Genomic DNA, 25,390 nt, shown 5'->3' with positions numbered 1-25,390 from the left:
AGCCCGCAATGACACCCTTGGGGGGGTCAGGACCTGGGCTTCGCCACCTGCAGCATCGCCTTCGCGATCCCGCGCAGGATGTGGATCTCCTCCGGCGTCGGTCGCGCGCGGTTGAACAGCTGGTTCAGGCGCGGCATCAGCTTCTTGGGCGCGGCGGGGTCGAGGAAGCCGATCGCGACCAGCGCCTCCTCCCAGTGCGCCAGCATGCCCGCCAGCGCCTGTGCATCGGCCGGCACCGTTTCGCCCACGGAAGGCGTGACCGCGAAGCCGCCGAGCGCCTGCCGCCACTCGTACGCGACCAGCTGCACCGCGGCGGCGAGATTCAGTGAGCCGTAACCCGCAGCGGTCGGGATCGTCAGCGCGACGTGGCAGCGGTACACGTCCTCGTTGCGCATGCCGAAGCGCTCGGACCCGAAGAGGAAGCCGACACCCTGCGTGCGTTGCGCGAGCCCTGGCAGATGCTCGCGCGGCGCGGCCGTCGGCGGCCCGAAGTCGCGCGGCGTCATCGCGGTGGCGCACAGCGTGTCCACGCCATCGATGGCTTCGTCGAGGGTCGCGACGATGCGCGCGCGGGCCAGCACGTCGGTGGCGCCGCTCGCGCGGTCGATGGCTTCCTGCCGCCTGAGCACATCGGGCCAGCGCGGCGCGACGAGCACGAGGTCGTCGAAGCCCATGACCTTCATCGCACGCGCGGTGGCACCGACATTGCCTGCATGGCTGGTGCCTATGAGGATGAACCTCGTCTTCACTCGAACCCCGGTAAAATCGGTCGATTGTCGCCGTCCGCATCGCCGGTGCGGCCGCGCTCCCCGGCGCCAGCTCTTCGAACACCACGGGACGCCGACCGCAGGCGGCCCGCCACGCTCACACAATCCATGTCGTCCAACCTGCACCCCATGCTCAACGTGGCCATCAAGGCCGCACGCGCCGCCGGCGCCATCATCAACCGGGCCGCGCTCGACGTCGAAGCAGTGCGCATCTCGCAGAAGCAGGTCAACGATTTCGTCACCGAGATCGACCATGCCAGCGAGGCCGCGATCATCGAGACGCTGCTCACCGCGTATCCCGACCACGCCATCCTCGCCGAGGAGTCGGGCCGCCAGCACGGCAAGCAGGGCTCCGATTTCGTCTGGATCATCGATCCGCTGGACGGCACCACCAACTTCATCCACGGCTTCCCGGTCTACTGCGTCAGCATCGCGCTGGCGGTGAAGGGCCGCGTCGAGCAGGCCGTCATCTACGACCCCACGCGCAACGACCTCTTCACCGCCACGAAGGGCCGCGGCGCGTACATGAACGAGCGCCGCATCCGCGTGTCCAAGCGCAGCGACCTGCGCCAGTGCCTGGTGGCCACCGGCTTCCCGTTCCGCCCCGGCGACAACTTCAACCTGTACCTGCGCATGATGGCCGAGGTCATGCAGCGCACGGCCGGCCTGCGCCGCCCGGGCGCGGCCGCGCTCGACCTCGCTTACGTCGCCGCGGGCTTCACCGACGGCTTCTTCGAGACCGGCCTGTCGCCCTGGGACGTCGCCGCGGGATCGCTGCTGGTCACCGAGGCCGGCGGCCTGATCGGCAACTTCACCGGCGAAGCCGACTTCATGGACCAGAAGGAATGCGTCGCCGGCAACCCGCGCGTGTATGGCCAGCTGGTGGCCATGCTGTCCAAGTACAGCAAGTTCGCCACCGCGGGCGAGAAGGCCTCGGTGCGGCAGGCGCCCGACATGGTGCCTCCGGAGACGACGCCGACCGCCGACACGCGGGACGCACAGGACGAGGGCGCGCAGGACAGCGACGCGACCGACGGCGCGCGCTGACATGACGGGCGTCCTGGTCGATCTCCTCCAACAGGACCCCTGGACGGCCACCGCGACGCTCGCCCTGGCGGCGGTGGTGGCGGCGCTGATCGCGCACGCCATCGTCGGCGCGGTCCTCCGGCGGGCCACGCGCGGCGCGCCGATCCTCCACGCCATGGTGGTCGCGGCGCAGAAGCCGGCGGGCGCGGTGCTGCCCCTGTTCGCCCTGCAGGCGGTCTGGTCGCTCGCCGACGACCAGCTGCGCACCATCGGCGGCGTCCGGCACGCGAACGGACTCCTGCTGATCGCGGCCGTCACCTGGCTGGTGTCGGCCATCCTGCGCGGACTGCGCCAGGGCGTCACCGCCCAGCACCGCGTGGACGTCGAGGACAACATCCAGGCCCGCCGCATCCACACCCAGGCGCGCGTGCTGGCTCGCACCGGGCAGGTCATCGTCCTGATCGCCGGGATCTCGATGATGCTCATGACCTTCCCCGGCGCACGCCAGGTCGGGGCCAGCCTGCTCGCCTCGGCCGGCGTGCTGGGCATCATCGGCGGCCTGGCCGCGCGGCCGGTGTTCAGCAACCTGATCGCGGGCCTGCAGCTCGCACTGGCGCAGCCGCTGCGGCTGGACGACGTGCTGATCGTCAACGGCGAATGGGGCCGCGTGGAGGAGATCACCGGCACCTACGTCGTGCTGGCCCTCTGGGACGAGCGCCGCATGGTCGTGCCGCTCAACTGGTTCATCGAGAACCCGTTCCAGAACTGGACCCGCACCAGCGCGCGGCTGCACCAGTCGGTGTTCCTGTTCGTCGACTTCGAGATGCCGCTGGAGCCGCTGCGCGCGGAGCTGAAGCGCATCGTGGAATCCGCACCCGAGTGGGACCAGCGCACGGCGCAACTGGTCGTGATCGACGCCACCGAGCGGGCGATGAAGCTGCGGGTGCTGGTCTCCGCGCGGGCGGCCGGCCCGGCGTTCGATCTCGGATGCAAGGTGCGCGAAGGGCTGTTCGCGCTGATGGCGCGCGACTACCCGCAGTTCCTGCCCACGCAGCGGCAGGTCAACACGACGGCCGACGGGGCAGCCCGCGCCGGCGCCTAGACCTCAGCGCGCGCCCTCGTCCCAGGCCAGCGATGGCCCTTGCGGCGGATGGCGGCGGAACGCGGACACGTACAGCTGGCCGAAGAACAGCACGATGTTCATCTTCTGGATGGCCTCGCGGTGCAGGCGCCACGTGTGCTGCAGCTGGGAGGGGCGCAGCCCGTCGGCCACGGCGTCGGCCAGCTCCAGGCGTGCGGCCGCGGCAGTTTCCTGCGCACGGGTCGCGGCGCGGCTGGCTGCGCCGCAGATCACTTTCAGGTACCCGAGCTGGTGATACGGCACGACCACGAACTCGCCCTTGTTGCCCGACATGAACGCCTCCCTGACGCTGTTGCCTGCAAACATGGTCGCGAGTGGCTCGGCCGCGCCCTGTAGGACGCACGCCACGGCCGTTGTGGGGATGTGGCACGGCCATGCAAAGGTGTTCACCGACTCCGCAGCACCGGGAGAGCCCTCGGGCGACCCACGATAATCGCGTGCTTCGCATGAGCAGCCCCGCCGCCACCGCCGACAAGACGCCCGACCTGAGCGCGCACACGCCGATGATGGCGCAGTACCTCGCCATCAAGGCCGAGCATCCGCGCACGCTGGTTTTCTACCGCATGGGTGATTTCTACGAGCTGTTCTTCGCCGACGCGGAGAAGGCCGCGCGCCTGCTCGACATCACGCTGACCCGTCGCGGCATGTCAGCCGGCCAGCCGGTCGTGATGGCGGGCGTGCCCTTCCACTCGGTCGAGAACTACCTCGCGCGTCTCATCAAGCAGGGCGAGTCGGTCGCCATCTGCGAGCAGGTCGGCGACGTCGGCGCCAGCAAGGGACCTGTCGAGCGCAAGGTCGTGCGCGTGGTCACGCCCGGCACGCTGACCGACACCGAGCTGCTGGCCGACAAGGCCGAAGCCGTGCTGCTGGCCGTGCACCAGGGCACGCGGCACCGCTGCGGCCTGGCCTGGCTGAGCGTCACGCAAGGCGCGCTGCAACTGGCCGAATGCGCCGGCGACGAGCTCGAGGCCTGGGTGGCACGCATCGGTCCGAGCGAGCTGCTGCACAGCGCGGACATCACCGACGCGTTCGCGCAGCGGCTGCGTGCCCTGCGCTTTTCCGGCAGCGTGTCGCTCACGGAGCGGCCCGCGTTCCAGTTCGATGCCGGCCTGGGCCTGCGCAAGCTGCTGGAACAGCTCAACACGGCGACGCTGGCCGCCTGGGGAGCCGACACGCTGGCCCATGCGCAGGCCGCGGCGTCGGCCCTGCTCACGTACGCCGAACACACGCAAGGCCGCGCGCTGTCGCACGTGCAGAGCCTGCAGGTGCAGCGCGACGACGAGCTGATCGACCTGCCGATCGCCACCCGCCGCAATCTCGAACTCGTGCAGACGCTGCGCGGCGAGGACTCACCGACGCTGTTCTCGCTGCTCGACACCTGCATGACCGGCATGGGCAGCCGGCAGCTCAAGTGCTGGCTGCTGGAGCCGCGCCGCGATCGCACGCTGGCCACGCAGCGCCTCGACGCCATCGACGCGCTGCGCGACGGCGCGTTCAAGCGCCTGCGCGACGAGCTCAAGGGCACCAGCGACGTCGAGCGCATCACGGCCCGCACCGCGCTGCGCCAGGTTCGCCCGCGCGAGCTGGTCGGCCTGCGGCAGTCGCTCGAGAAGGCTCGCCAGCTTGCTGTGTCGCTGGAGGCCGGCACCGGCCTGCTCGCCAGCCTCGCGCAGGACCTCGTGCCACCGGCCGGCTGTGCCGAGCTGCTGGCCCGCTCACTGCTGGCCGAGCCGGCGTCCCTCGTGCGCGAAGGCGGCGTGATTGCCGACGGGCTCGATGCCGAGCTCGACGAGCTGCGCGCGATCCAGACCAACACCGACGGCTTCCTGCTGCAGCTGGAGGCGCGCGAACGCGAGCGCACCGGCATCTCGAATCTCAAGGTGCTGTTCAACCGCGTGCACGGCTTCTCGATCGAGGTCACGCAGGGGCAGCTGGACAAGGTGCCGGCCGAGTACCGCCGCCGCCAGACGCTGAAGAATGCCGAGCGCTTCATCACGCCCGAGCTGAAAGCCTTCGAGGACAAGGCGCTGTCCGCGCAGGAGCGCTCGCTGGCGCGCGAGAAGTGGCTCTACGAGCAGCTGCTCGACCAGCTGCAGGCGCACATCCCCGCCCTCACCCGCCTGGCGCGCGCTCTCGCCTCGGTGGATGCGCTGTGCGCGCTGGCCGAACGCTCGCTCACGCTCAACTGGTGCCGCCCGCAGTTCATGCGCGAGCCGGGCATCGAGATCACGGCCGGTCGCCACCCGGTCGTCGAGGCGCGCCTGGCGGAGACCACCGGGGGCTCGTTCATCGCCAACGACACGCGCCTCGGCCCCAGGCAGCGCATGCAGGTGATCACCGGCCCCAACATGGGCGGCAAGAGCACCTACATGCGCCAGGTGGCGCTGGTCTGTCTGCTGGCGGCGATGGGCTCGTACGTGCCGGCGCAGGCCTGCCGCATCGGTCCCATGGACGCCATCCACACGCGCATCGGCGCGGCCGACGACCTGGCCAATGCGCAGTCGACCTTCATGCTCGAGATGACCGAGGCCGCGCAGATCCTGCACGCCGCCACGCCGCACAGCCTGGTGCTGATGGACGAGATCGGGCGAGGCACCTCCACCTTCGACGGACTGGCGCTCGCCTCGGGCATCGCGGCGCACCTGCACGACCGCACCCAGGCGTTCACGCTGTTCGCCACCCACTACTTCGAGCTCACCGAATTCCCGGCCAGCCACCACGCGGCCGTGAACATGCACGTCAGTGCCACCGAGTCGGGCAGCGACATCGTGTTCCTGCACGAGATCCAGCCGAGGCCCGGCCAGCCGCAGCTACGGCATCCAGGTCGCGCGCCTCGCGGGCATGCCAAGTGCCGTGGTGCGCCATGCCCAGCACGCGCTCGCCGCGCTCGAGCAACAGCAGACCCTGGCGCGCGAGCAGGTCGACCTGTTCGCCGCACCGCCTGAAGCGGCGGCGCCCGCGCCCAGCGCCGTGGAGAGCGCACTGGCCGCGCTGGACCCGGATACCATGAGTCCGCGCGAGGCGCTCGATGCGCTGTACGCGCTGCGAAAGAAACTGGAGGACCGATGACCTACTGCGTCGGCATCAAGCTCGATGCGGGCCTGGTGTTCCTGTCCGACTCGCGCACCAACGCGGGCGTGGACCACATCAGCACCTTCCGCAAGATGATCGTCTACGAGCGGCCGGACGACCGCTTCATGGTGCTGCTCACCGCCGGCAACCTGTCGATCTCGCAGTCCGTGCGCGAGATCCTGCAGGTCGAGCAGCTCAAGGACGAGGGGGCAGAGCCCATCACGATCTGGAACGCCCGCAGCATGTTCGACGCCTGCCGCGTGCTGGGCCAGGCGGTGCGCCGCGTCTATGACCGCGATGCCCAGTCGCTGCAGCATGCCGGCGTCGAGTTCAACATCTCGCTGATCTTCGGCGGCCAGATCAAGGGCGAGGGCATGCGCCTGTTCTCGGTCTACTCGGCCGGCAACTTCATCGAGGCCACCTCCGAGACGCCGTATTTCCAGATCGGCGAATCCAAGTACGGCAAGCCCGTGCTCGACCGCGTGATCACGCCCGAGACGCCGCTGGACGAGGCGGCCAAGTGCGCGCTGGTGTCGATGGACTCGACCATGAAGTCCAACCTGTCGGTCGGCCCGCCGCTGGACCTGGTGGTGTACGACGCCAACCGCTATGCCACCGACAAGCTGGTGAGCATCGACATGGCCAATCCCTACTACCGCATGCTGCACTCCAGCTGGGGCCAGAAGCTGCGCGAGGTGTTCGACGCCCTGGAGGATCCGGTCTGGGACGACGCCCACACCGACACGCCGCTGCGGGTGGCCAGCTCGATGAACAAGCCGCTGAAGAAGATCACCCGGCCCGAAGAGAAGCTGATCTAGGACAACACCATGGATTCGCTACTGCTGGCCCGCCAGAAGATCGCGGACCTGATCGCGCAAGACCAGGTGCGCGATGCCTTGCGCTACATGAACGGCCTCACCTCGTACCGCTTCAGCGCCGTCTACCGCTTCGGCAAGGACCAGCTGTCCAGCCGCGTGTTCTACGACCGCGAACGTCCCGACATGCTGTCCACCGAGACGATCCCGGTCGAGGCCTCCTACTGCATCTACGTGCGCAACCACCGCGGCCCGTTCCTGCTGGCCGATTCGCTGCGCGACGATCGGGTGGTCGACCATGCCAAGCGCGCGGAGGTGCGCTCGTACTGCGGCGTGCCGCTGGTGGACGATCGCGGCTGGATGCACGGCAGCCTCTGCCATTTCGACTACGAACCCCACCCGCTGCGCGAGACCGACTTCATGCTGCTGCAGGAGATCGCGCCGCTGCTGGTTCCGCAGGCCGCCGGGCGCATCGTGGCCAGCGCCTGATGTCGCTCATCGTCTTCTCGCACGCCAACAGCTTCCCCGCCGCCACCTACACGGTTCTCTTCCGGCTGCTGCGCAGTCGCGGCTTCACGGTCAAGGCCGTCGACAAGTACGGCCACGACGAGCGCTTTCCCGTCACCGACAACTGGCCGTACCTGGTGCAGCAGCTGCTCGAGCTGGCCCAGCGCGAGGTCGAACGCGCCGGCGAACCCGCCTTCTTCGTCGGCCACTCGCTCGGCGGCTTCCTCAGCCTGATGGCGGCGGCGCGGCATCCCGAACTCGCGCGCGGCGTGCTGATGCTCGACTCGCCGCTGCTCGGCGGCTGGAAGGCCAAGGCCGTCGGCGCGGCCAAGCGCACGCAGCTGGTCGGCTCGATCTCGCCGGGCCGCATCAGCCGCAAGCGCAAGAACCGCTGGCCCAGCCGCGATGCCGTGCTCGAACACCTGCGGCACAAGAAGGCGTTCGCGCGCTGGGACCCGCAGGTGCTGCAGGACTACGTGGACCTGTGCACGCACGACGACGGCGGCGAGCGCGTGCTGAGCTTCGATCGCGACATCGAGACCGCGATCTACGACACGCTGCCGGACAACCTGGAGCGCCTGCTGAAGCGGCATCCGCTGCGCTGCCCCGCGGCCTTCATCGGCGGTTGCCAGTCCGAGGAACTGCGACAGGTCGGTCTTGGCATGACGCACAAGGTCACGCATGGACGGATGATGATGCTCGACGGCAGTCATCTCTTTCCGATGGAGCAGCCGCTCGCGACGGCGGCCGCCATCGAAAGTTCACTACGTTCGATCGAGTTCAATCGCGAGATAGCTCCTTCGCGCTAGCGCTGCCCGGCGCAACCGTTCCTACACTGGTTCGCATGGGGACAGTCGCATCCACTGTGACGATGGGTCCGGGCAATGCGTCCGGCACGGAGGGCCCGGCGAGGGACGCGGCGCAAAAGGGCGAACAGCGTTCGCAGATGGCGGCGTTCACCGCGCTCCTCGAAGCGGAGACCGGCCGCTCGTTCGCGAGCTACGCCGAGTTGCACGCCTTCTCGGTCGCCCATTTCCGCACCTTCTGGGACGTGTTCCTGCAAACCTGCCGGGCACCGCTGGGGCTCACCGGCAGCGCCGACCCGGTGTGCATCGGCGACAGCTGCGAAGAGGCGCGCTTCTTCCCCGGCGTGCAGCTCAATTACGCCGACAGCTTGCTGAACCTCACGGTGGCCGATGCCTCGGCGCCGGCCGTGCGCGAGTGCCATGCGGACGGCAGCAGCCGCGTGATCACGCGCGGCGAATTGCGCCAGCAGGTGGCGTCGCTGGCGCAGGGCCTGGCGGCGCTGGGCGTCCGCGCGGGCGATCGCGTCGTGGCGGTGCTGCGCAACGACTCGCGCGCGGTGGCCATCGCGCTGGCGGTCACCGCGCTCGGCGCCACGCTCTCCACCGCCGCGCCCGACATGGGCGTGCAGGCCCTGGTCGACCGCTTCGGCCCGCTGGAGCCGACGCTGATCGCCGCGCATCTCGCGCCGCAGCCAGCCGACAGCGGCCCGTCGCTGGTGGACAAGGTGCTGGCAGTCGCGCAGCACATACCGGGGCTGCGCAAGCTCGTGCGGCTGGATGGCGGCGACCTGCCCGCTGGCAGCGGCATCGCCGCGCATGCGTTCGAGGACCTGCTGCGCCCCGATCCGCAGGCCTTCGACTGGCCGCGCTTTGCCTTCGACCACCCGCTCTTCGTCATGTTCTCTTCCGGCACGACGGGCAAGCCCAAGTGCATCGTGCATGGCGCCGGCGGCACGCTGCTGGAGCACGTGAAGGAGCACCGCCTGCACGTGGACCTGCGGCCGGGCGAACGCATGTACTTCCACACCAGCTGTGGCTGGATGATGTGGAACTGGCAGCTGTCGGCGCTGGCGTCCGGCGTCGAGATCGTGACCTACGACGGTCCCATCGACAGCGTCGACCGGCTCTGGCGGCTGGTGGCGCAGGAACGCGTGCACGTGTTCGGCACCAGTCCCGGCTACCTGAAGATGTGCGAGGAAGCGCGGCTCGAGCCGGCGGTGTTCGGCCTGGACGCGCTGCGTGCCGTGCTCTCGACCGGCGCCGTGCTGCACGACGGCCAGTTCCGCTGGGTGACCGCGCATGCCAGGGACGTCCCGGTGCAGTCCATCAGCGGCGGCACTGACATCATCGGCTGCTTCGTGCTCGGCCATCCGGACCTGCCGGTGCGCCCCGGCGAGGCGCAGTGCCGCAGCCTGGGTCTGGACGTGCAGGCCTGGCAGGACGGCAAACAGGCCGACGGCGTGGGGCACCTGGTGTGCACCAATCCGTTCCCGTCGCGGCCGCTCGGCTTCTTCGGCGATGCCGATGGCTCGCGCTTCCATGCCGCCTACTTCGCGCAGAACCCCGGCGTGTGGACGCATGGCGACCTCGTCGAATTCAGCGCCGCGGGCGGTGCTCGCATGCACGGCCGCTCCGACGGCGTGATCAACGTGCGCGGCACCAAGTTCTGGCCGGCCGAGATCTACCGCGTGCTCGCCACCGTGCCCGGCATCACCGAGTCGATGGTGGTGGAGCGCGCAGGCCCGAACCCGCAGGTGGTCGCCCTGCTGGTGCTGGCGCCGGGCGTGGTGCTGGATGCGACGCTCGCGGCGCGCGTGCGGCGCGAGATCGGCACTGCGCTGTCGTCGGCGCACGTGCCCGACCTGCTGCTGGACGTGCCTGCCCTGCCCGTCACGCACAACGGCAAGTTCTCGGAAGCGGCGGCGCGTGCGGCGGTCAATGGCCAGCCGCCCACCAACCTGGAGGCCCTGCGCAATCCCGAGTGCCTGCAGGCCATCGCGCGCCATCGGGGCCTGCAGGCCCACACGGCGGCGCCTTCGGCCAGCGCCGACCTGTCGCTGACCGGCCGCCTGGCCAGCCTGTGGGCGCGGCACTTCGGGCTGGCGCAGGTCGGTGCCGACGACAACTTCTTCGAGCTCGGGGGCAATTCGCTGCTCGCGGCGCGGCTGCTGCGCGACGTGGCCGCGCTCACCGGCTGCACGCTGCCGCTTTCGGCCCTGTTGCAGGCGCCGACCGTGGCGCAGCTCGCGGCCATGGTCGAGGCCCGGGTGCCGCAGCCCTCGCCGGTCCTGGTGTGCATGCGCCAGGGCCACGGCACGCCGCTGTTCCTCGTGCATGGCGTGAGCGGCACGGTGATGGAATGCTGGAGCCTCGTGCAGGACCTGCACACCGACCGGCCCGTGTGGGGGCTGCAGGCGCCCGGCCTGACCGGCGAGGCGCCACCGCCGCGGCTGGTCGAGGAGATGGCCGCCTCCTACGTCGCCAACATCCGCACGCTGCAGCACCACGGGCCGTATGCGATCTGTGGCCATTCGTTCGGCGGGCTGGTCGCCTACGAGATGGCGCGGCAGATCGCCGAGGCTGGCGACACGGTCGATCCGCTCGTGCTGCTCGACCCGTATCCGCACGGCACGCTTCCCATCGGCACGCGCATCGTCGAAGCGGTGCAGCGGGTGGCGCGCATGCCGGTGCCGGAGGCTTGGACGTATTTCCGCACCCGCATGCGGCGGGAGTTCGGCCCGCCCGTGCGTCCGAGTGACGGACACGGGCTGCCGCCGCTGCAGGCCCGCGTCTGGGACGCGCTTTCGGAGGCGATCCACCAGTACCGGCCCCAGCCCTACGCCGCCGGCCCGGTGCTGCTCGTGCATGCGCTGGAGAAGCTGCCCGGCCAGCCGAACCCGGTGCCGGCATGGCGCGCGCTGGTGGGCGACGCCTTGCGGCTGGTCGAGCTGCCGGGCGAGCACTCGGACCTGGTGGGCAAGCAGGCACTCCGCGTCGCTGCCCTGCTGGACGAAGCGCTGGCGCATGGTCAGGGGTTGACCGCAGGACAGCACGCCGTGGCGGCCTGACGCCAGTCCTACAACGCGGCGCCGCCATGGCGCACAGCCCCGGTTGGGTTCAAGTCCCACAGTGCAGCCATGGCTTCGATCCAGACTCTTCCCACAGGCTTTCCGGCGCCGCCGCTCTCGCTCCTTGCCATGGAGCCGCTGCGCGCGCTGTTCGATTTCGCTGCTGCCAAGTTCAGCGCCGCCGCGCCCGCGGTGGGCGATGGCCACCCCGTGGTGGTGTTTCCCGGACTGGGTGGCGCGCCCTTCACCACCTCGCACCTGCGCCGCTTCCTCACCGATGCCGGCTTCACCGCGCATTGCTGGGGGCGCGGCGTCAATACCGGTCCCGAGGGCGACTTCGACGCCTGGCTCGATGCCCTGGAGGACGACGTGCGCCGTTGGCACGCGCAGGCGGGCCGCAAGGTGAGTCTGGTCGGCTGGAGCCTGGGCGGCATCTACGCCCGCGAACTGGCCAAGCGCGCACCCGACTGCGTTCGGCAGGTGATCACGCTGGGCACGCCGTTCGCGTCGATGCGCGGCGCCACGCACGCGGAAGCCCTCTACAAGCTGCTGAACGGCGACGCCGCGCAGATCACGCCCGAACTGCAGGCGCGGCTGCGGGCCTGCCCGCCGGTGCCCACCACCTCGGTCTACAGCAAGAGCGACGGCGTGGTGTGCTGGCGCGGCTGCATCGAGCAGCGCACGCCGCGGTCCGAGAGCGTGGAAGTCTCGGCCAGCCATCTCGGCATGGCCACGCACCCGGACGTGCTGCGCGTCGTGATCGACCGGCTGGCGCAGCCCGAAGGCCAGTGGCGCCCGCTGCGCCGGCGTGAGTCGGCCGGCCGCCCCGCTGGGCGCTGAAAACGCGAAGGGCTGCCGAAGCAGCCCTTCCTGATTCCCGCGCGCCAGCGCATCACTCCGACGAAGGCCGCTCCTCGCTCGACGAAGGACGACGACCGCGGAAGTTGCGGCGGCGCAGGCTCTCGAGGGCCGTGGCCGACCCGAGCCCCCAGGTGTCGTCGTCGCCCGCACGACGCGGAGCCTGGGCCGGCGCCTCGTCCTTGGGTTCGATCGGCGCCACCTGCGCCTGCTGTTGTTGTTGCTGCTCCTGCATGACTGCCTGCATCGGCCCCACTGCGGCCGTGTGCTTCGATCATGCGGGAAGGCGCCCGGCCAGCCTGTCCGGTTGGAGCCGACGGCGCGGGTAGGACAGCGCCCCGCTGTCGAGCTTCAGTCGCGCCAGTCGACCCAGCCCATCACCGAGGTGAGCAGCACGACGATGCCGAAGGCGATGCGGTACCAGGCGAACGGCTTGAAGTCGTGGCTGGAGATGTACCGCAGCAGCCAGCGCACGCAGGCCCAGGCGCTGACGAACGACAGCAGCAGGCCGACGCCGAAGAGCGGCAGGTCCGCCGCCGTGAGCAGCGCGCGTTCCTTGAACAGGCTGTACGCGCCGGCGCCGATCAGCGTCGGGATCGCGAGGTAGAACGAGAAGTCGGTGGCCGCCTGCCGCGACAGGCCGAGCAGCATGCCGCCGATGATGGTGGCGCCGCTGCGGCTGGTGCCCGGGATCATCGCCAGGCATTGCACGAGACCGACCTTGAGCGCGTCGAGCGGCGTCATCTGGTCGACGCTGGTGATGCGCACCGCGGTCTGCTGTCGCCGCTCGGCCCACAGGATCACCAGGCCGCCGAGGACGAAGGTGGTGGCGACGACGGCCGCGTTGAACAGGTGTTCCTTGATCGCCTTGCCGAACAGCAGGCCCAGCACCACCGCGGGCAGGAACGCGATGAGCACGTTCAGTGCGAACCGCTGCGCCTGCCGTTGCGTCGGCAGCGCGACGATGGTGCCGCGGATCTTCTGCCAGTAGACGATCACCACGGCCAGGATGGCGCCGGTCTGGATCGCGATGTCGAACACCTTGGCCTTGGCGTCGTCGAAGCCGAGCAAGGCGCCCGTGAGAATGAGGTGCCCGGTGCTGGAAATCGGCAGGAACTCGGTCAGGCCCTCCACCACACCCATGACTGCGGCCTTGGCCAGCACGACGAGATCCACGCACGCTCCTGTACAACAAACGACTGCGGATTATCGCTGGGGCATGCTGACGGAGGCCTGCCGCCGACCGTGCTCGTCAGCTTCGGGGCGTCCTGGTGCAGCGGGCTGTGGCAAGCTCGTGCCGCAACGAACCACGGGATCCACCATGAATGGCGCGCAGAGCCTGGTCGCGACGCTGCGCGCGTCCGGCATCGACACCTGTCTTGCCAATCCGGGCACGAGCGAGATGCACTTCGTGGCCGCGCTCGACCAGAGCGCGGGCCTGCGCTGCGTGCTGGGGCTGCAGGAGAACGTCGTCACCGGCATGGCCGACGGCTACTGGCGCATCGCCGGCAGGCCTGCAGCCACCCTGCTCCACTGCGGCCCCGGGCTGGCCAACGGCCTGGCCAACCTGCACAACGCGCGGCGCGCCCACAGCGGCATCGTCAACATCGTCGGCGACCAGGCCACGTGGCACCGGCCGCACGATCCGCCGCTGACCGCCGACACCGAGGGCCTGGCCCGCACGGTGTCGGGCTGGGTGAAGACCAGCATGACCGCAGCGGATGTCGGGCGCGACGCGGCCGCGGCGGTGCAGGCGGCCCGTTCAGCGGGTGGACAGATCGCGACGTTGATCCTTCCCTCCGACGCATCCTGGGACGACGGCGGCGTCGTCGCGCAGCCCCTCGCGCCATCGCCTGGCCTGCCGCCCGATGCGCTCGCCATCGACACCGCCGCGAAGGCACTGCGGTCGGGCGCGCCGACGCTGCTGCTGCTGGCCGGCCAGGCCGTGCGGGCACACGGCCAGCAACTGGCCTGGCGCATCGCGCACGCCACGGGCGCGCACCTGACGGCCGACTACCTGGCGCCCTGCGTCGAGCGCGGTCGAGGCCGCCTGCAGCTGGAGCGCGTGCCCTACAGCACCGACCTCGCGATCGAACGGCTGGCCCGCTTCCGGCACATCGTGCTGGTGGGCGCCAAGGCGCCCGTCGGGTTCTTCGCCTATCCCGGCAAGCCCTCGACGCAGTTCCCTGCCGATGCCCAGCTGCACGTGCTTGCCCGTCCCGACCAGGACGCGATCGCTGCCTTGCGTGCGTTGGCCGAAGCGCTGCATGCGCCCGAGGCCGCGATGCCCGATCCCGGGCCCCGTCCGCAGGCGGCGAGCGGCGCGCCCACGCCGGAGAAGCTGGCGCAGACGGTGGCGGCGCTGATGCCCGACGACGCCATCGTGTCGGACGAGAGCGTGTCCTACGGGCGCGGCTTCTACCAGCACACCCATGCGGCGCCTCCGCACGACTGGCTGCACCTGGTGGGCGGTGCCATCGGCGCCGGCCTGCCCGTGGCGACGGGCGCTGCGATCGCTGCCGGTGGACGGCGGCGCGTGATCAGCCTGCAGGCCGATGGATCCGCGATGTACACGCTGCAGTCGCTGTGGACCCAGGCGCGCGAGGGACTGCCCTGCACCACCGTGCTGTTGAACAACCGCAAGTACGCGATCCTGCAGGGCGAGTACCGCGGCGTGGGCGCGACGCCCGGCCCGACGGCGCTGCGCATGCTCGATCTCGGCAGCCCGGATCTCGACTGGGTGCGGCTGGCCGAAGGGATGGGCGTGGAGGCGGCACGCGCCACGACGATGGAGCAGTGCGCCGACCTGATGTCGCGCAGCTTCGGTCGCACGGGGCCGTTTCTGATCGACCTGGCGGTCTGACCGAACGGAAGCGGAAGCCCTGGATTCCCGCCTCCGCGGGAATGACAACCTCGGGTGTCGTCCGCGCGCAGGCGGGGACCCAAGGCGTCCACCAGCCCCTCACGAGGCGGCTCACCGCCTCACAGATAGTGCCGGGCGGCTTCCTCCTCGAAGCGCTCCGGCAGTCCCTCCCACACGATCTTGCCGTGGTCCAGCACGTACATGCGATCGGCGTGCGGGATGGCGAAGGTGACGTTCTGCTCGCCGAGCAGCACCGTGAGGTTGGTCGTGCTGCGCAGGCGCTCCAGCGCGCGGGACAGCACTTCCAGGATGACGGGCGCGAGGCCCAGCGTCGGCTCGTCGAGGATCAGCAGGCGCGGCTTCATCATCAGCGAGCGCGCGATCGCCAGCATCTGCTGCTCGCCGCCGCTCAGCGTGCGGGCAACCTGCCCCTCGCGGGCACGAAGGATGGGGAACAGGTCGAACAGCCACTCGAGCCGCTCCGGACGCTCGGCGTCGGTGAGGCCATGGCCACCGAGCTCGAGGTTCTCGCGCACGGTCATGTCGCCGAACAGCTCGCGCGTCTCGGGGCATTGCACGATACCGCCGCGCGCGATGGCGGCGGGGGTCTTGCCGCGCAGCGGCGCGCCGTCCCACTGCACCGTCCCGGCATGCGGCACGAGCCCGCAGATGGCATTGAACAAGGTGGTCTTGCCGGCGCCGTTGAGACCGACGACCGAGACGAACTCGCCCTCGCGCACGTGCAGTGACACGCCCTGCACCGCCAGCGCCTTGCCGTAGTGCACGACCACGTCGTCCACCTTCAGCAGCGGCGCCGAGCCGTTCACGGTCGGTGGCGGCCGCGAGGTCTTGGTGAGGGCGCCGCCCAGGTACACCCGCCGCACGGTCTCGTTGGCCATCACCTCGGCGGCGGACCCTTCCGCGATCCACTCGCCCAGGTACATCGCCACCACGCGATCGACCAGCGCCGACACGCCCTTGACGTTGTGGTCGACCAGCAGCACCGCCCGGCCTTCGTCGCGGAACTCGCGGATCAATTCCGAGAAGGCCGCGACCTCGGAGGCGGTGAGCCCGGCGAACGGCTCGTCCACCAGCACCAGCTTGGGATGGTGCGCGATCGCCTTGGCAAGTTCGAGGCGGCGCAGGTCGGCGAAGGCCAGCGTCGGCGGCTTGCGATCGAGCACGGCGCCCAGGCCTACGCGCTCGGCAATGGCGCGCGCCTTCGTGTCGACCTCCCCGCTGTGGAACAGCATGTTGAGCCGGTCAGGCAGCAGGGCCACCTTGATGTTCTCGAGCACGGTCTGCCGGTTGAGCGGCCGCGAATGCTGGAACACCAGCCCGACGCCCAGGCGGGACACCTTGTGCGAGGGCAGCCCGCCGATCTCCTTGCCATCGAGCCGGATGGAGCCCGAGGTCGGCGGATCGACGCCCATGACGGTGCGCATGGCGGTCGACTTGCCCGAGCCGTTGGGCCCGATCAGGCCGAGGATCTCGCCACCGCGAATCGAGAAGCTCAGGTCCTTGACGGCCACCAGGCCGCCGAAGCGCTTGGTGAGCTGCTTCACCTCCAGCATCGGGGCGTCAGGCACCGCGCCCCCGTCCCTTGAGCATGCCGAGGAATCCGTCGGGGAAGAACATGACGACGACCAGCGCGATCACCGACACCAGCAGCGTGGCCAGCTCGCCCAGCGGACGCAGCAGTTCGCCCATCGCGATCAGGAACACGGCGCCGATGGCCGCGCCGATCACCGTGCGGCGTCCGCCGAGCACCGCCGCCACGATGATCTGCACGCCGACCGAGATGTCGACGAACGTGCCGACCGAAGCCGTGCCCATGTAGAACACCATCAGCGCACCGGCCAGGCCCGAGAAGAAGGCGCTGACGATGAAGGCGAACAGCTTGTGCTTGGTGACGTTGAAGCCCAGCGCCCCGGCCTGCACGGCGTCCTGCCCGCTCGCCTCCAGCACCAGCCCGATCGGCGAGCGCGACAGGCCGAACAGGATGGCCGCGCTGATCACCATGAAGCCGAAGGCGATCCAGTAGTTGGTGCCCGCGCTGACCGACATCACGTCAGGCACCGACAGCCCGATCTCGCCGCCGGTGAGCCCCGCATAGACGACGACGAAGTTCTGCAGCATCAGCACCGCGACGAGCGTGGTCAGGCCGAAGTACGGGCCGCGCACGCGCAGGGCCGGAAGCGCCAGCAGCACGCCGCCGATGACGGCCGCGGCCGCGCCGGCGGCGACACACAGCCACAGGGAGATGTTGGGCGCGAGTCGGGCGTCCAGGATGCCCGCGGTGTACGCGCCCAGCCCGATCAGGAAGGTCGGGCCGAAGTTCACCTCGCCCGCGAAGCCGAAGAGCAGGTCCCAGGCCATCGCGAACACCGAGGTGTAGTAGGCCACCGTGAGCAGCCCCAGCACATAGCCCGAAGCCACGGCGGGCAGCACGGCCCCGGCAGCGAGGAACACGAGGGTGGCGATGCCGCCGCGGGTGCGAAGGAGCGTGGCACGCATGGTCATCGCCGGCCGAACAGGCCCTGGGGCCGCAGGTACATCACGAGCACCAGCAGCAGCAGCGACGGGATCGTGCGGTAGGCCGGGGACACCAGGTAGGCCGTCATGGTCTCGAGGTAGCCGACCACGTAGGCGGCGATCAGCGACCCCGAGACGCTGCCCAGGCCGCCGAGGACCACGATCGAGAACGCACTTGCCGTGAGCGGCCCGACGCTGTACGAGCTGACGCCCAGGAACATCCCCAGCAGCACGCCCGCGGCGCTGGCGAGCAGGCCGTAGATCAGCCACACGGACACGTAGACGGTCGACAGCTCGATGCCCACCAGCGTCACGCCGCGCGGGTTCATCGACGCCGCCAGCACGGCCTTGCCTTGCCGCGTGCGATTGACCAGCAGCCAGAGCAGCCCGATGGACACCCAGCAGACCAGCGCGGTGAAGAACTCGTTGGCCGGCGTGCGCACGCCCAGCACGGTGACCACGCCCTCGACCACCGGCAGCACCGTCTTGGCGTTGTTGGTGAACAGGTAGGCGATGGCCTCGGAGATGATGATTCCCCACAGCAGCGTGGAGGTGAGGATGAAAATCTCCTTCTCGGCCTCGGCGATGCGGGCCGAGCGCTGGATCGGCCGCACCGTGAGCACGTAGGTCGCGAGTGCCAGCACCACGCCGACGCCGATGCCGCCCAGGGCTGCCACGTACGGGCCCACCGGAATCCAGCCGGCAATGGCCCACGCAGCCACCGCCGAGGCGACCATGATCGCCCCGTGCGAGAGGTTCAGCACCCCGGAGACGCCGAAGATCAGCGTGAACCCGGTGGCGCCCAGTGCATAGAGGGCGCCGATCGCGAAGCCGTCGATCAGGATCTGCCAGAACAGCATGCGGCGGGCCGGGGCGGTCCAGCGCTTACTGCGGCGGCAGCTTCACGAACGGCGGGAACTTCACCTGACCCGCGGCCAGGTTCTTCGGCCAGGTGTTGACCTGCTTGCCGTCCTGCCATTGCAGCATCAGGCCGGTGATGTACCCGGCTCCCGTGCGAAGGCCATGCACGTGCGGGTCGCCCTTGGGCAGGAATGCGATCCGGCCGATGGTGCCCACGTAGTCGGTCTTTTCCATCTCGCTGACCAGCTTGTCGCTGTCGGTGGATTTCGCGCGGCGCACCGCCTCGGCAATCATGTAGACCTCGTCGTACGACGTGTAGCCCGAGTAGGCCGGCACGTTGCCGTACTTCTTCTGGTAGGCCTCGACGAAGGGAAGCGTCTTGGGCGTCACCGCAACGCCGGGCCCCGAGACCGCGTTGAACAGCACGCCTTCGGTCGCGCCGTTGGTGTCCTTCCAGAACGTGGAGTTGGTCGCCTGCGAGGAGATGCCGAACATCGGGATCGGCACCTGCTGGCTCTTCCACTGCACGGTGGGCTGCGTGCCCACGTGGGAGATGCCGGTGATCATCACGTCGGGCTTGAGCGACTCGATCTTGTTGAAGATCGGCGTGAAGTCGGTCGTGTCCGGCGAGAAGCGGATGTGGTCCAGCACCTTCAATCCCACCTTCGGCAGGCACGCCTCGTAGCCGGCGTCGAGCGGCGTCGTCCAGGCGGCGTCCTCGCTGACGATGACGGCGGTCTTCATCTTGTGCGGCGTGACCAGCAGGTCATTGGCGGCGTCGCACACCAGGCCGGCGAGCGCGGTGGACGTGAGGTAGCCGTGGAAGGTGTACTTGTTGCGGTCGTAGTCCTTGGCGACGTTCTGGGTGATGACGTCGGATGCGGCGCCCGGCGTGATCATCAGCGTCTTCAGGCGCGCGGCCCACGGCTCGAGGGCGAGCACCACCTCGGAGGTGTAGCTGGCGATCACCGCGTTGACCTTGTCCTCGTTCACCGCGCGCTGGAACGCGCGAACGGCTTCGGCCGCGGAGGAGTGGTCGTCGTAGACCACGATCTCGATCTTGCGCCCGTCCACGCCGCCCTTGGCGTTGATCTCCTCGGCCGCCAGTTGCGCCGCCGGCCCGATGGATGACCCGGCCACCGCCTGCGCTTCGGCGATCACGCCGATGCGGATGGGGTCCGCGGCGAGCACGACTCCCGGGGTGAGCAGCGACGCGGCGAGCGCCGTGCCCGACAACAAGCAACGCATGTCCTGACGCATGATGCCTCCACAGTGGAACCCATCGGGGCGCAGGATCGCACCACGATGCATTTCATTATTGGAAGCGCGCGGCAAATCGGGGGCTGCGGCATTCCCTATCGACAGCGCCCCAAGGGACTGTTATCGGACAGGCGCCGACAGGGCCCGGCGCAACGCGGCCGCGCACAGCTGCACCGCCGTGTTCGCCTCGTCGATCACCTTGCCCATCACGATGAACCCGTGGATCTGCCGCTCGAAGCTCACCAGGTCGGCGCGGTTGCCCGACTGGCTGAGCTTGTCGGCATAGGCGATGCCTTCGTCGCGCAGCGGATCGAAGCCGGCCACCAGCACGAAGGCCGGCGGCAGGTTGCGATGGTCGGGGTGCAGCAGGGGCGACGCGCGCCAGTCCAGGTCCTCTTTCGGGTCGTCGATGTAGTGGTCGTGGAACCAGTCCATCGTGTCCTTCTCCAGCAGGTAGCCCTTGCCGTTGGCCGCCCGTGAGGGGTGCACGTCGTGGCGCTGGTCCGTGGCCGGGTAGATGAGCAGCTGGAACGCGATCGGCAGGTCCTTGGCGTCGCGTGCCGAGAGCGCCACGACGGCGGCGAGGTTGCCGCCTGCACTGTCGCCGCCGACGGCCAGCCGCGTGCCGTCCAGGCCCAGCTTCGCCGCGTTCGCATGCACCCAGCGCGTGGCAGCCAGCGCATCCTCGACGGCGCCCGGAAAGCGCACCTCCGGTCCCATCCGGTAGTCGACCGCGACGACGGCGCAACCCGAGCCATTGGCGAGTTCGCGGCACAGCGTGTCGTGCGTGTCGAGGTCACCGATGACCCAGCCACCCCCGTGGTAGTACACGAGCACCGGCAGCGCCTCGCCGGCGCGACTGCCCGCGGGCCGGTACATCCGCAGCGGGATCGGGCCGGCCGGTCCGGTGGCCTGCAGGTCACGCACCTCGGCCACCTCGGGCGGCGCCGGTTGCGTCACCTGGCGCCGCACCAGGTAGTACTCGCGCGCCTTCGCCACCGGCAGGGTGTGGGTGGGCGGGATGCCCTTCTCGGCGATCAGGCGCAGCAGGGCCTCGGCCTGGGGATGCAGCATGGGTCGGTCTCCGTGGTTGTTGGCCGCGCCATGGTGCCTGCATTTGGCGCCGGGCGGCCGCCATTTCGCGGCGCGCGGCCGGCGTTTCGTCGCCGGCGTGTCGCGCCCGCCGGGGGCGGTCGGCACAGTCCGCTCCATCGACACGCCGCCGGAGACCGCCATGCAACTCACGCCCCTCATCGCCGTCCACATGACCGCCGCGACCGCGGCCGTGGTGATCGGCCCGGTCGCCCTGTGGGCGCGCCGCGGCCGCACCCAGCGCCCGGTGCTGCACCGCGCCTTCGGCTATGCCTGGGTGACCCTGATCCTCCTCACCGCCGGCACGGCCATCTTCATCCGCGACTTCAGCCTGCCCAACCTCGGCGGCTACACCGCGATCCACCTGTCCGTCCCGGTGGTGTTCGCGGTCCTGTTCGGCGCCTTCTACGCGCTCGCCAAGGGCAACGTGCGCCGGCACCGGGTCGCGATGCAGATGCTGTACCTCAGCGCCTGCATCGTGTCCGGCGCCCTCACCCTGCTGCCCAGCCGCTACCTCGGCCACCTGCTGTGGACCAGCGTCGGCCTGGCCTGAATCCCCTCGTCACTCGCCTCGGAGACCACCATGCTGCTCACCCTTCTCCTCCATCAGCCGCAAGCCCTGGGCGGCATCGTGCGCGCCACGCCCGTCTGGGTCTGGGCCCTGCTGGCCGGCCTGATGCTGCTCGGCGCCACGCAACTGCGCGATCGCACGGCCGGCCTCGTCCGCGTGGCGGCGATGCCCGTCGCGATGGTCGTCTTCTCAGCCTGGGGCACGTGGTCCGCCTTCGGCCGCACCTCCGCCGGCGTCGCGGTGATCGCCGCGTGGGTCCTGGTGGCTGCGGCCGTCGCCGCACTGCTGGCCCTCGGACGCGCGCAGGGCAGCTACGACCCGGCGCGCCGCCAGTTCCACCTGCCCGGCACCGCGGTGCCGATGCTGCTGATCGGCGCCATCTTCCTCGTCAAGTGGTGCGTCGGCGTGGAGATGGCGCTGCGGCCGGGCGTGGCCGCGGACGCTGCCTTCGCCTTCCCGGTCGCCATCGTCTACGGCGTCTTCAGCGGCCTGTTCGCTGGCCGCACGGCACGCCTGTGGAAGCTCGTCGTCCCCGCCTGAATCCTCAACGCTTCGGAGAGATCGCCATGACCGCTTTCGCCACCCGCCTCACCGACACCGAAATCGAGGACCTGGCCCGGCGCCGCGCCAGGGCCCGCATCGGCTGGCTCACGCATGCCTTCGTCTTCCTCGCCGTCCACCTGCTGCTGGCCGCCATCGCCCTGGCGAGCGGCCACGCACCTCGCCTCTTCGGCGTCGGCACGCTGGCCTGGGGCTTCGGGCTGGCGATGCACGGCGTCTCGGTGCTGGTCCACGGCAGCGGCACGGCCCTTGTCGATCGCCTGGTCGCGCGCGAACGTGCCCGCCTGCTGGCGCATCGCGATCCGTGGTGAGCGCCATGCGCGTCCTCCACAGCATCGTCGCGGCCCTGGGCGCCTGTGCCGCGTTGGCCTCGAATGCCGGCGTCGGCCTCTCACAACTGCCCGCGCCGGTGGAAAGCGATGCCCCGGTGACGGTGTACTACCCGACCGCGACACCCGACCAAGCCGTGCAGCGCGGCCCGTTCACGCTGCAGGTCGCTCCCGATGCGCCGCCCACGCGCGGCAACGGGCGGCTGGTCATCGTGTCGCATGGCTCCGGTGGCAATGCGTGGGTGCATGCGGACCTGGCGCGAACACTCGTCGATGCCGGCTTCGTCGTCGCCATGCCCGAGCACCAGGGCGACAACGCGCGCGACTTCTCCGACGCGGGACCCGCAAGCTGGAAGCGGCGACCCGCCGAAGTCTCGCGCGCCATCGATGCCGTCCAGCACGACGCGCGCTTCGCGCCGCTGCTCACGTTCGATCGCGTCGGCATGTTCGGCATGTCGGCGGGCGGGCACACCGCGTTGTCGCTGGCCGGTGGGCGCTGGTCGCCGGCCCGCCTGCGCGACCACTGCATGGCGCACCTCGACGAGGACTTCCAGTCCTGCGTCGGGCTGGCCACGCGGCTGCGCGGCGATGTCTTCGACAGGCCGAAGAAGGCCATTGCGAGCTTCGTGATCCGGCACCGGCTCGACGACGAGCGCTGGTACACGCACGACGACCCGCGCATTGCCGCCGTCGTAGCCGGCGTTCCCTTCGCGGTCGATTTCGACTCCGCCTCCCTGGCCACGCCGCGAGTGCCCCTGGCTCTCATCACGTCGGGCCGCGACGCCTGGCTCACGCCGCGCTTCCACAGCGGCCCCATCCTGCTGGCCTGCCTGCCGCGGTGCGAGCTGCTCGCGGACATGCCGACGGCGGGCCATGCCGCGCTGCTGTCGCCACCGCCGCCGCCGCAGGTGCTGGGCCCACTCGCGCGCGACCTGCTGTCCGACCCGCCCGGCTTCGACCGCGGCGAGCTGCCCGCGGTGAACGCACGAATCGCGGCCTTCTTTCGCCGACACCTGCTGTCCCTAGAATGACCGTCGACATGCAGCCGCTCACCCCCGAGGAAATCGACCGCCTGGCCCGCAAGCGCGCCGGGGCCAAGCTGGGCTGGTACATCCACGCCGCGTTCTACGTGGCCGTGAACCTGCTGCTGCTGGCGGTCTCCGACGTCGGTTTCGGCACGCGGCGGTGGACCCCGTTTCCGATGGTCGGCTGGGGCATCGGGCTGCTGCTGCACGGCGTGAGCGTGTTCCTGATCGGTGGCAACAGCGGCCTGCGCGAACGGATGGTCGAGCGCGAACGCGAGAAGCTGCGCCGCCAGCACGGCAGCCCGCGGCCATGAGGGTCGACCCGCTCGAGAAGCTGCAGCACCTGCTGCAGACCCTCGCCTTCGGCCTCGCGATCGCCGCGCTGCAGGTGGGCTTCGAGCCGGACAAGCCCTTCGCGCCCATCGCCGCCTATTCGCTGGCGATCTCGGTCGTCACCTGGTCCATCATCGACCTCGGCCGCCACGTGCTGCCATCGTCGCGCGAGACGGGCTGGCCCACCGGCATCCAGAGCATCGTCCTGGTCATCTTCGGCATTGGCGCGGGCTGGTTCCTCGGCAACCAGATCGGCACCGTGCTGTGCCGCACCTTCGGCCTGCTGCCGCCCGGACCGCCGCCCGATCCGGTGCGCGACCTGCGCAACTCCATCCTGATCACGCTGGCCGCCGCCAGCGTGGCGATCTACTGGTTCTACAGCCGCAATCGCAGCGACTACCTCGAACGCAAGATGGGCGAGGCGCAGCGGCATGCGAACGAGGCGCGCCTGAAGCTGCTGGAGACGCAGCTCGAGCCGCATATGCTGTTCAACACGCTGGCCAACCTGCGGGCGCTGATCGGCGTCGATCCGCAGCGCGCGCAGCAGATGCTCGATCACATGATCGCGTACCTGCGCGCCACGCTCGATGCGTCACGAGTGGCGACGCATCCGCTGCAGGCCGAGTTCGACCGGCTGCGCGACTACCTTGAGCTGATGGCCGTGCGCATGGGACCGCGCCTGGCGTTCCAGCTGCAGCTGCCGCCCGAACTGTCGCAGCGCCGCGTGCCCACGCTGCTGCTGCAGCCGCTGGTGGAGAACGCGATCAAGCATGGCCTGGAGCCGCAGGTGCAAGGCGGCCAGCTGAACGTGCGCGCTGCGGACGATGGCGATCGCCTGCTGCTGGAGGTGTGCGACACCGGCACCGGTCCGGGCGATGCCGCCACGGCCGGCAGCGGCTTCGGCCTGTTGCAGGTGCGCGAGCGCCTTGCGGCCGTCTACGGCGAAGGCGCCGATCTCGATTTGGCCGCCGTGCAGCCGCGCGGCACCCGCGTCGCCATCCACTTGCCGCTGTCCGCCACATGAGCGCTCCCACCGCCCTCCTCGCCGAAGACGAGCCGCTGCTGGCGCAGGCCCTGCAGGCCGAACTCGCCAAGGCCTGGCCCGAGTTGCAGGTGGTGGGCATCGCCGGTGATGGCGCCACGGCGGTGACGCAGGCGCTGGCGCTGCGGCCCGACGTGCTGTTCTTCGACATCCGCATGCCAGGGCAAGGCGGCCTCGATGCCGCCGCGGAACTGGCCGACGCCTGGCCGCACGACGTGCCGTTTCCGGCGCTGGTGTTCGTCACCGCGTACGACCAGTACGCCGTGCAAGCATTCGAGACGCAGGCGGTCGACTACGTGCTCAAGCCCGTGCAACCCGCGCGGCTGCAGCGCACGGTGGCCAAGCTGAAGGACGTGCTGGCGCGGCGTGCCGCTCCCGGTGGCGGCGGGCTGGACCAGGCGGTGGAGCAACTGCGGCATCTGCTGGCGGGCAACGCGCGTCCGGCGACGCCGCTGCAGGTGATCCAGGCCAGCGTGGGCACCAGCATCCGCATGGTGCCGATCGGCGAGGTGCTGGTGTTCGAGGCCGCCGACAAGTACGTGCGCGTGCTGACCGAGGGCCACGAGTACCTGATCCGCACACCGCTGAAGGACCTGCTGCCGCAGCTGGACACATCACAGTTCTGGCAGGTGCATCGCGGCACCGTGGTGCGCGCGACTGCGATCGAGAGCGTGACGCGGGATGAGGCGGGGAAGCTGCACCTCACGATGCGCGGGACGCAGGAGCGCGTGCCGGTGAGCCGGCTGTATGCGCATCTGTTCAGGGCAATGTGAAGGCCGCGCTGCGCGCGTTCCTGGATCCCGGCCTTCGCCCAGATGACAGTGGAAGCGGCCCTGAAGTTGTCATCCCGGGCTTGAC

General features: G+C 70.2%; 24 protein-coding genes and 1 pseudogene. 16 read left to right on the top strand and 9 right to left on the bottom strand.

Annotation, left to right across the window (positions count from 1 at the left end):
- Positions 1-26: 26 nt before the first annotated feature.
- A complete protein-coding gene (locus ACPWT1_RS13225) occupies positions 27-749 on the bottom strand; it encodes an RNA methyltransferase (protein WP_427911640.1) in 723 nt (240 codons plus the stop codon).
- Positions 750-875: 126 nt separating this feature from the next.
- Here ACPWT1_RS13225 and ACPWT1_RS13220 point away from each other — a divergent pair, with 126 nt between their 5' ends.
- Together ACPWT1_RS13220 and ACPWT1_RS13215 are read left to right on the top strand one after the other, a co-directional pair.
- On the top strand, positions 876-1,814 hold the full coding sequence (locus ACPWT1_RS13220; protein WP_427911639.1) for an inositol monophosphatase family protein: 939 nt from the start codon (positions 876-878) through the stop codon (positions 1,812-1,814).
- A 1-nt stretch (position 1,815) separates the two neighbouring features.
- Positions 1,816-2,895 (top strand): mechanosensitive ion channel family protein, encoded by a 1,080-nt coding sequence (locus ACPWT1_RS13215; protein ID WP_427911638.1) that lies wholly within the window; start codon positions 1,816-1,818, stop codon positions 2,893-2,895.
- A gap of 3 nt (positions 2,896-2,898) precedes the next feature.
- On the opposite strand, the gene ACPWT1_RS13210 is transcribed toward ACPWT1_RS13215, so the two are convergent.
- Positions 2,899-3,240 (bottom strand): hypothetical protein, encoded by a 342-nt coding sequence (locus ACPWT1_RS13210; RefSeq protein ID WP_427911637.1) that lies wholly within the window; start codon positions 3,238-3,240, stop codon positions 2,899-2,901.
- A gap of 140 nt (positions 3,241-3,380) precedes the next feature.
- On the opposite strand from ACPWT1_RS13210, the pseudogene mutS reads away from it, so the two are divergent.
- From mutS to ACPWT1_RS13180, 6 genes and pseudogenes are all read left to right on the top strand, one after another.
- Positions 3,381-6,003, top strand: a pseudogene (mutS, locus tag ACPWT1_RS13205) (DNA mismatch repair protein MutS).
- Positions 6,000-6,824, top strand: coding sequence for a peptidase (locus ACPWT1_RS13200; protein ID WP_427911636.1), 825 nt, complete (start codon positions 6,000-6,002; stop codon positions 6,822-6,824). Before mutS ends, ACPWT1_RS13200 begins: the two are co-directional and overlap by 4 nt.
- Positions 6,825-6,833: 9 nt before the next feature.
- Positions 6,834-7,310, top strand: a complete 477-nt coding sequence (locus ACPWT1_RS13195; protein WP_427911635.1) for a GAF domain-containing protein — start codon at positions 6,834-6,836, stop codon at positions 7,308-7,310.
- Positions 7,310-8,137 (top strand): alpha/beta hydrolase, encoded by an 828-nt coding sequence (locus ACPWT1_RS13190; protein WP_427911634.1) that lies wholly within the window; start codon positions 7,310-7,312, stop codon positions 8,135-8,137. Before ACPWT1_RS13195 ends, ACPWT1_RS13190 begins: the two co-directional genes overlap by 1 nt.
- Before the next feature lie 35 nt (positions 8,138-8,172).
- On the top strand, positions 8,173-11,202 hold the full coding sequence (locus ACPWT1_RS13185) for an acetoacetate--CoA ligase (RefSeq protein WP_427911633.1): 3,030 nt from the start codon (positions 8,173-8,175) through the stop codon (positions 11,200-11,202).
- A gap of 69 nt (positions 11,203-11,271) precedes the next feature.
- Positions 11,272-12,042 carry an esterase/lipase family protein gene (locus tag ACPWT1_RS13180; RefSeq protein ID WP_427911632.1) on the top strand — a complete coding sequence of 257 codons (771 nt, stop codon included), beginning with the start codon at positions 11,272-11,274 and terminating at the stop codon, positions 12,040-12,042.
- Between the two features lie 52 nt (positions 12,043-12,094).
- Here the strand turns inward: ACPWT1_RS13180 and ACPWT1_RS13175 are convergent, their stop codons facing one another.
- Together ACPWT1_RS13175 and ACPWT1_RS13170 are read right to left on the bottom strand one after the other, a co-directional pair.
- A complete protein-coding gene (locus tag ACPWT1_RS13175; protein WP_427911631.1) occupies positions 12,095-12,307 on the bottom strand; it encodes a hypothetical protein in 213 nt (70 codons plus the stop codon).
- A 104-nt stretch (positions 12,308-12,411) separates the two neighbouring features.
- Positions 12,412-13,236, bottom strand: coding sequence for an undecaprenyl-diphosphate phosphatase (locus tag ACPWT1_RS13170; RefSeq protein ID WP_427911630.1), 825 nt, complete (start codon positions 13,234-13,236; stop codon positions 12,412-12,414).
- A gap of 145 nt (positions 13,237-13,381) precedes the next feature.
- Here ACPWT1_RS13170 and ACPWT1_RS13165 point away from each other — a divergent pair, with 145 nt between their 5' ends.
- Positions 13,382-14,923 (top strand): acetolactate synthase large subunit, encoded by a 1,542-nt coding sequence (locus tag ACPWT1_RS13165; RefSeq protein WP_427911629.1) that lies wholly within the window; start codon positions 13,382-13,384, stop codon positions 14,921-14,923.
- A 119-nt stretch (positions 14,924-15,042) separates the two neighbouring features.
- On the opposite strand, the gene ACPWT1_RS13160 is transcribed toward ACPWT1_RS13165, so the two are convergent.
- From ACPWT1_RS13160 to ACPWT1_RS13140, 5 genes are all read right to left on the bottom strand, one after another.
- A complete protein-coding gene (locus ACPWT1_RS13160) occupies positions 15,043-16,512 on the bottom strand; it encodes an ATP-binding cassette domain-containing protein (protein WP_427911628.1) in 1,470 nt (489 codons plus the stop codon).
- Complete coding sequence (locus ACPWT1_RS13155; protein WP_427911627.1) at positions 16,505-17,440, bottom strand: branched-chain amino acid ABC transporter permease; 936 nt, start codon at positions 17,438-17,440, stop codon at positions 16,505-16,507. Before ACPWT1_RS13155 ends, ACPWT1_RS13160 begins: the two co-directional genes overlap by 8 nt.
- 2 nt (positions 17,441-17,442) lie before the next feature.
- Positions 17,443-18,318: a branched-chain amino acid ABC transporter permease gene (locus tag ACPWT1_RS13150; RefSeq protein WP_427911626.1), complete on the bottom strand. Its 876-nt coding sequence runs from the start codon at positions 18,316-18,318 to the stop codon at positions 17,443-17,445.
- A gap of 25 nt (positions 18,319-18,343) precedes the next feature.
- On the bottom strand, positions 18,344-19,567 hold the full coding sequence (locus tag ACPWT1_RS13145) for an ABC transporter substrate-binding protein (protein WP_427911625.1): 1,224 nt from the start codon (positions 19,565-19,567) through the stop codon (positions 18,344-18,346).
- A gap of 132 nt (positions 19,568-19,699) precedes the next feature.
- The gene (locus ACPWT1_RS13140; RefSeq protein WP_427911624.1) at positions 19,700-20,653 is read right to left on the bottom strand and encodes an alpha/beta hydrolase; all 954 of its coding nucleotides are present in this window, start codon (positions 20,651-20,653) and stop codon (positions 19,700-19,702) included.
- 160 nt (positions 20,654-20,813) lie between these two features.
- Between ACPWT1_RS13140 and ACPWT1_RS13135 the strand changes: the two genes are divergently transcribed.
- From ACPWT1_RS13135 to ACPWT1_RS13105, 7 genes are read left to right on the top strand one after another with little or no spacing between them, the layout of a single operon-like run.
- The gene (locus ACPWT1_RS13135) at positions 20,814-21,224 is read left to right on the top strand and encodes a DUF2306 domain-containing protein (RefSeq protein WP_427911623.1); all 411 of its coding nucleotides are present in this window, start codon (positions 20,814-20,816) and stop codon (positions 21,222-21,224) included.
- Between the two features lie 30 nt (positions 21,225-21,254).
- Positions 21,255-21,782 carry a DUF6622 family protein gene (locus ACPWT1_RS13130; RefSeq protein WP_427911622.1) on the top strand — a complete coding sequence of 176 codons (528 nt, stop codon included), beginning with the start codon at positions 21,255-21,257 and terminating at the stop codon, positions 21,780-21,782.
- Positions 21,783-21,808: 26 nt separating this feature from the next.
- Positions 21,809-22,114 carry a 2TM domain-containing protein gene (locus ACPWT1_RS13125; protein ID WP_427911621.1) on the top strand — a complete coding sequence of 102 codons (306 nt, stop codon included), beginning with the start codon at positions 21,809-21,811 and terminating at the stop codon, positions 22,112-22,114.
- A 5-nt stretch (positions 22,115-22,119) separates the two neighbouring features.
- Positions 22,120-23,163, top strand: coding sequence for an alpha/beta hydrolase family protein (locus tag ACPWT1_RS13120; protein ID WP_427911620.1), 1,044 nt, complete (start codon positions 22,120-22,122; stop codon positions 23,161-23,163).
- Positions 23,164-23,171: 8 nt separating this feature from the next.
- The gene (locus tag ACPWT1_RS13115) at positions 23,172-23,471 is read left to right on the top strand and encodes a 2TM domain-containing protein (RefSeq protein WP_427911619.1); all 300 of its coding nucleotides are present in this window, start codon (positions 23,172-23,174) and stop codon (positions 23,469-23,471) included.
- The gene (locus ACPWT1_RS13110; RefSeq protein WP_427911618.1) at positions 23,468-24,514 is read left to right on the top strand and encodes a sensor histidine kinase; all 1,047 of its coding nucleotides are present in this window, start codon (positions 23,468-23,470) and stop codon (positions 24,512-24,514) included. The genes ACPWT1_RS13115 and ACPWT1_RS13110 overlap by 4 nt, the downstream gene beginning before the upstream one ends.
- A complete protein-coding gene (locus ACPWT1_RS13105) occupies positions 24,511-25,305 on the top strand; it encodes a LytR/AlgR family response regulator transcription factor (protein ID WP_427911617.1) in 795 nt (264 codons plus the stop codon). The genes ACPWT1_RS13110 and ACPWT1_RS13105 overlap by 4 nt, the downstream gene beginning before the upstream one ends.
- Positions 25,306-25,390 lie beyond the last annotated feature (85 nt).

This window comes from Ramlibacter sp. MMS24-I3-19 (assembly GCF_050320135.1).
GTDB lineage: Bacteria > Pseudomonadota > Gammaproteobacteria > Burkholderiales > Burkholderiaceae_C > Ramlibacter.
The sequence above is the reverse complement of the archived record's forward strand: the minus strand, read 5'-3'. Positions and strand labels throughout refer to the sequence as shown.

Bases quoted from the DNA above. Each gene is read 5' to 3' on its own strand.
- ACPWT1_RS13220 (WP_427911639.1), top strand. From the start codon at position 876: ATGTCGTCCAACCTGCACCCCATGCTCAACGTGGCCATCAAGGCCGCA.
- ACPWT1_RS13215 (WP_427911638.1), top strand. From the start codon at position 1,816: ATGACGGGCGTCCTGGTCGATCTCCTCCAACAGGACCCCTGGACGGCC.
- ACPWT1_RS13210 (WP_427911637.1), bottom strand. From the start codon at position 3,240: ATGTTTGCAGGCAACAGCGTCAGGGAGGCGTTCATGTCGGGCAACAAG.
- ACPWT1_RS13200 (WP_427911636.1), top strand. From the start codon at position 6,000: ATGACCTACTGCGTCGGCATCAAGCTCGATGCGGGCCTGGTGTTCCTG.
- ACPWT1_RS13195 (WP_427911635.1), top strand. From the start codon at position 6,834: ATGGATTCGCTACTGCTGGCCCGCCAGAAGATCGCGGACCTGATCGCG.
- ACPWT1_RS13190 (WP_427911634.1), top strand. From the start codon at position 7,310: ATGTCGCTCATCGTCTTCTCGCACGCCAACAGCTTCCCCGCCGCCACC.
- ACPWT1_RS13185 (WP_427911633.1), top strand. From the start codon at position 8,173: ATGGGGACAGTCGCATCCACTGTGACGATGGGTCCGGGCAATGCGTCC.
- ACPWT1_RS13180 (WP_427911632.1), top strand. From the start codon at position 11,272: ATGGCTTCGATCCAGACTCTTCCCACAGGCTTTCCGGCGCCGCCGCTC.
- ACPWT1_RS13175 (WP_427911631.1), bottom strand. From the start codon at position 12,307: ATGCAGGCAGTCATGCAGGAGCAGCAACAACAACAGCAGGCGCAGGTG.
- ACPWT1_RS13165 (WP_427911629.1), top strand. From the start codon at position 13,382: ATGAATGGCGCGCAGAGCCTGGTCGCGACGCTGCGCGCGTCCGGCATC.
- ACPWT1_RS13155 (WP_427911627.1), bottom strand. From the start codon at position 17,440: ATGCGTGCCACGCTCCTTCGCACCCGCGGCGGCATCGCCACCCTCGTG.
- ACPWT1_RS13150 (WP_427911626.1), bottom strand. From the start codon at position 18,318: ATGCTGTTCTGGCAGATCCTGATCGACGGCTTCGCGATCGGCGCCCTC.
- ACPWT1_RS13145 (WP_427911625.1), bottom strand. From the start codon at position 19,567: ATGCGTTGCTTGTTGTCGGGCACGGCGCTCGCCGCGTCGCTGCTCACC.
- ACPWT1_RS13140 (WP_427911624.1), bottom strand. From the start codon at position 20,653: ATGCTGCATCCCCAGGCCGAGGCCCTGCTGCGCCTGATCGCCGAGAAG.
- ACPWT1_RS13135 (WP_427911623.1), top strand. From the start codon at position 20,814: ATGCAACTCACGCCCCTCATCGCCGTCCACATGACCGCCGCGACCGCG.
- ACPWT1_RS13130 (WP_427911622.1), top strand. From the start codon at position 21,255: ATGCTGCTCACCCTTCTCCTCCATCAGCCGCAAGCCCTGGGCGGCATC.
- ACPWT1_RS13125 (WP_427911621.1), top strand. From the start codon at position 21,809: ATGACCGCTTTCGCCACCCGCCTCACCGACACCGAAATCGAGGACCTG.
- ACPWT1_RS13120 (WP_427911620.1), top strand. From the start codon at position 22,120: ATGCGCGTCCTCCACAGCATCGTCGCGGCCCTGGGCGCCTGTGCCGCG.
- ACPWT1_RS13115 (WP_427911619.1), top strand. From the start codon at position 23,172: ATGCAGCCGCTCACCCCCGAGGAAATCGACCGCCTGGCCCGCAAGCGC.
- ACPWT1_RS13110 (WP_427911618.1), top strand. From the start codon at position 23,468: ATGAGGGTCGACCCGCTCGAGAAGCTGCAGCACCTGCTGCAGACCCTC.
- ACPWT1_RS13105 (WP_427911617.1), top strand. From the start codon at position 24,511: ATGAGCGCTCCCACCGCCCTCCTCGCCGAAGACGAGCCGCTGCTGGCG.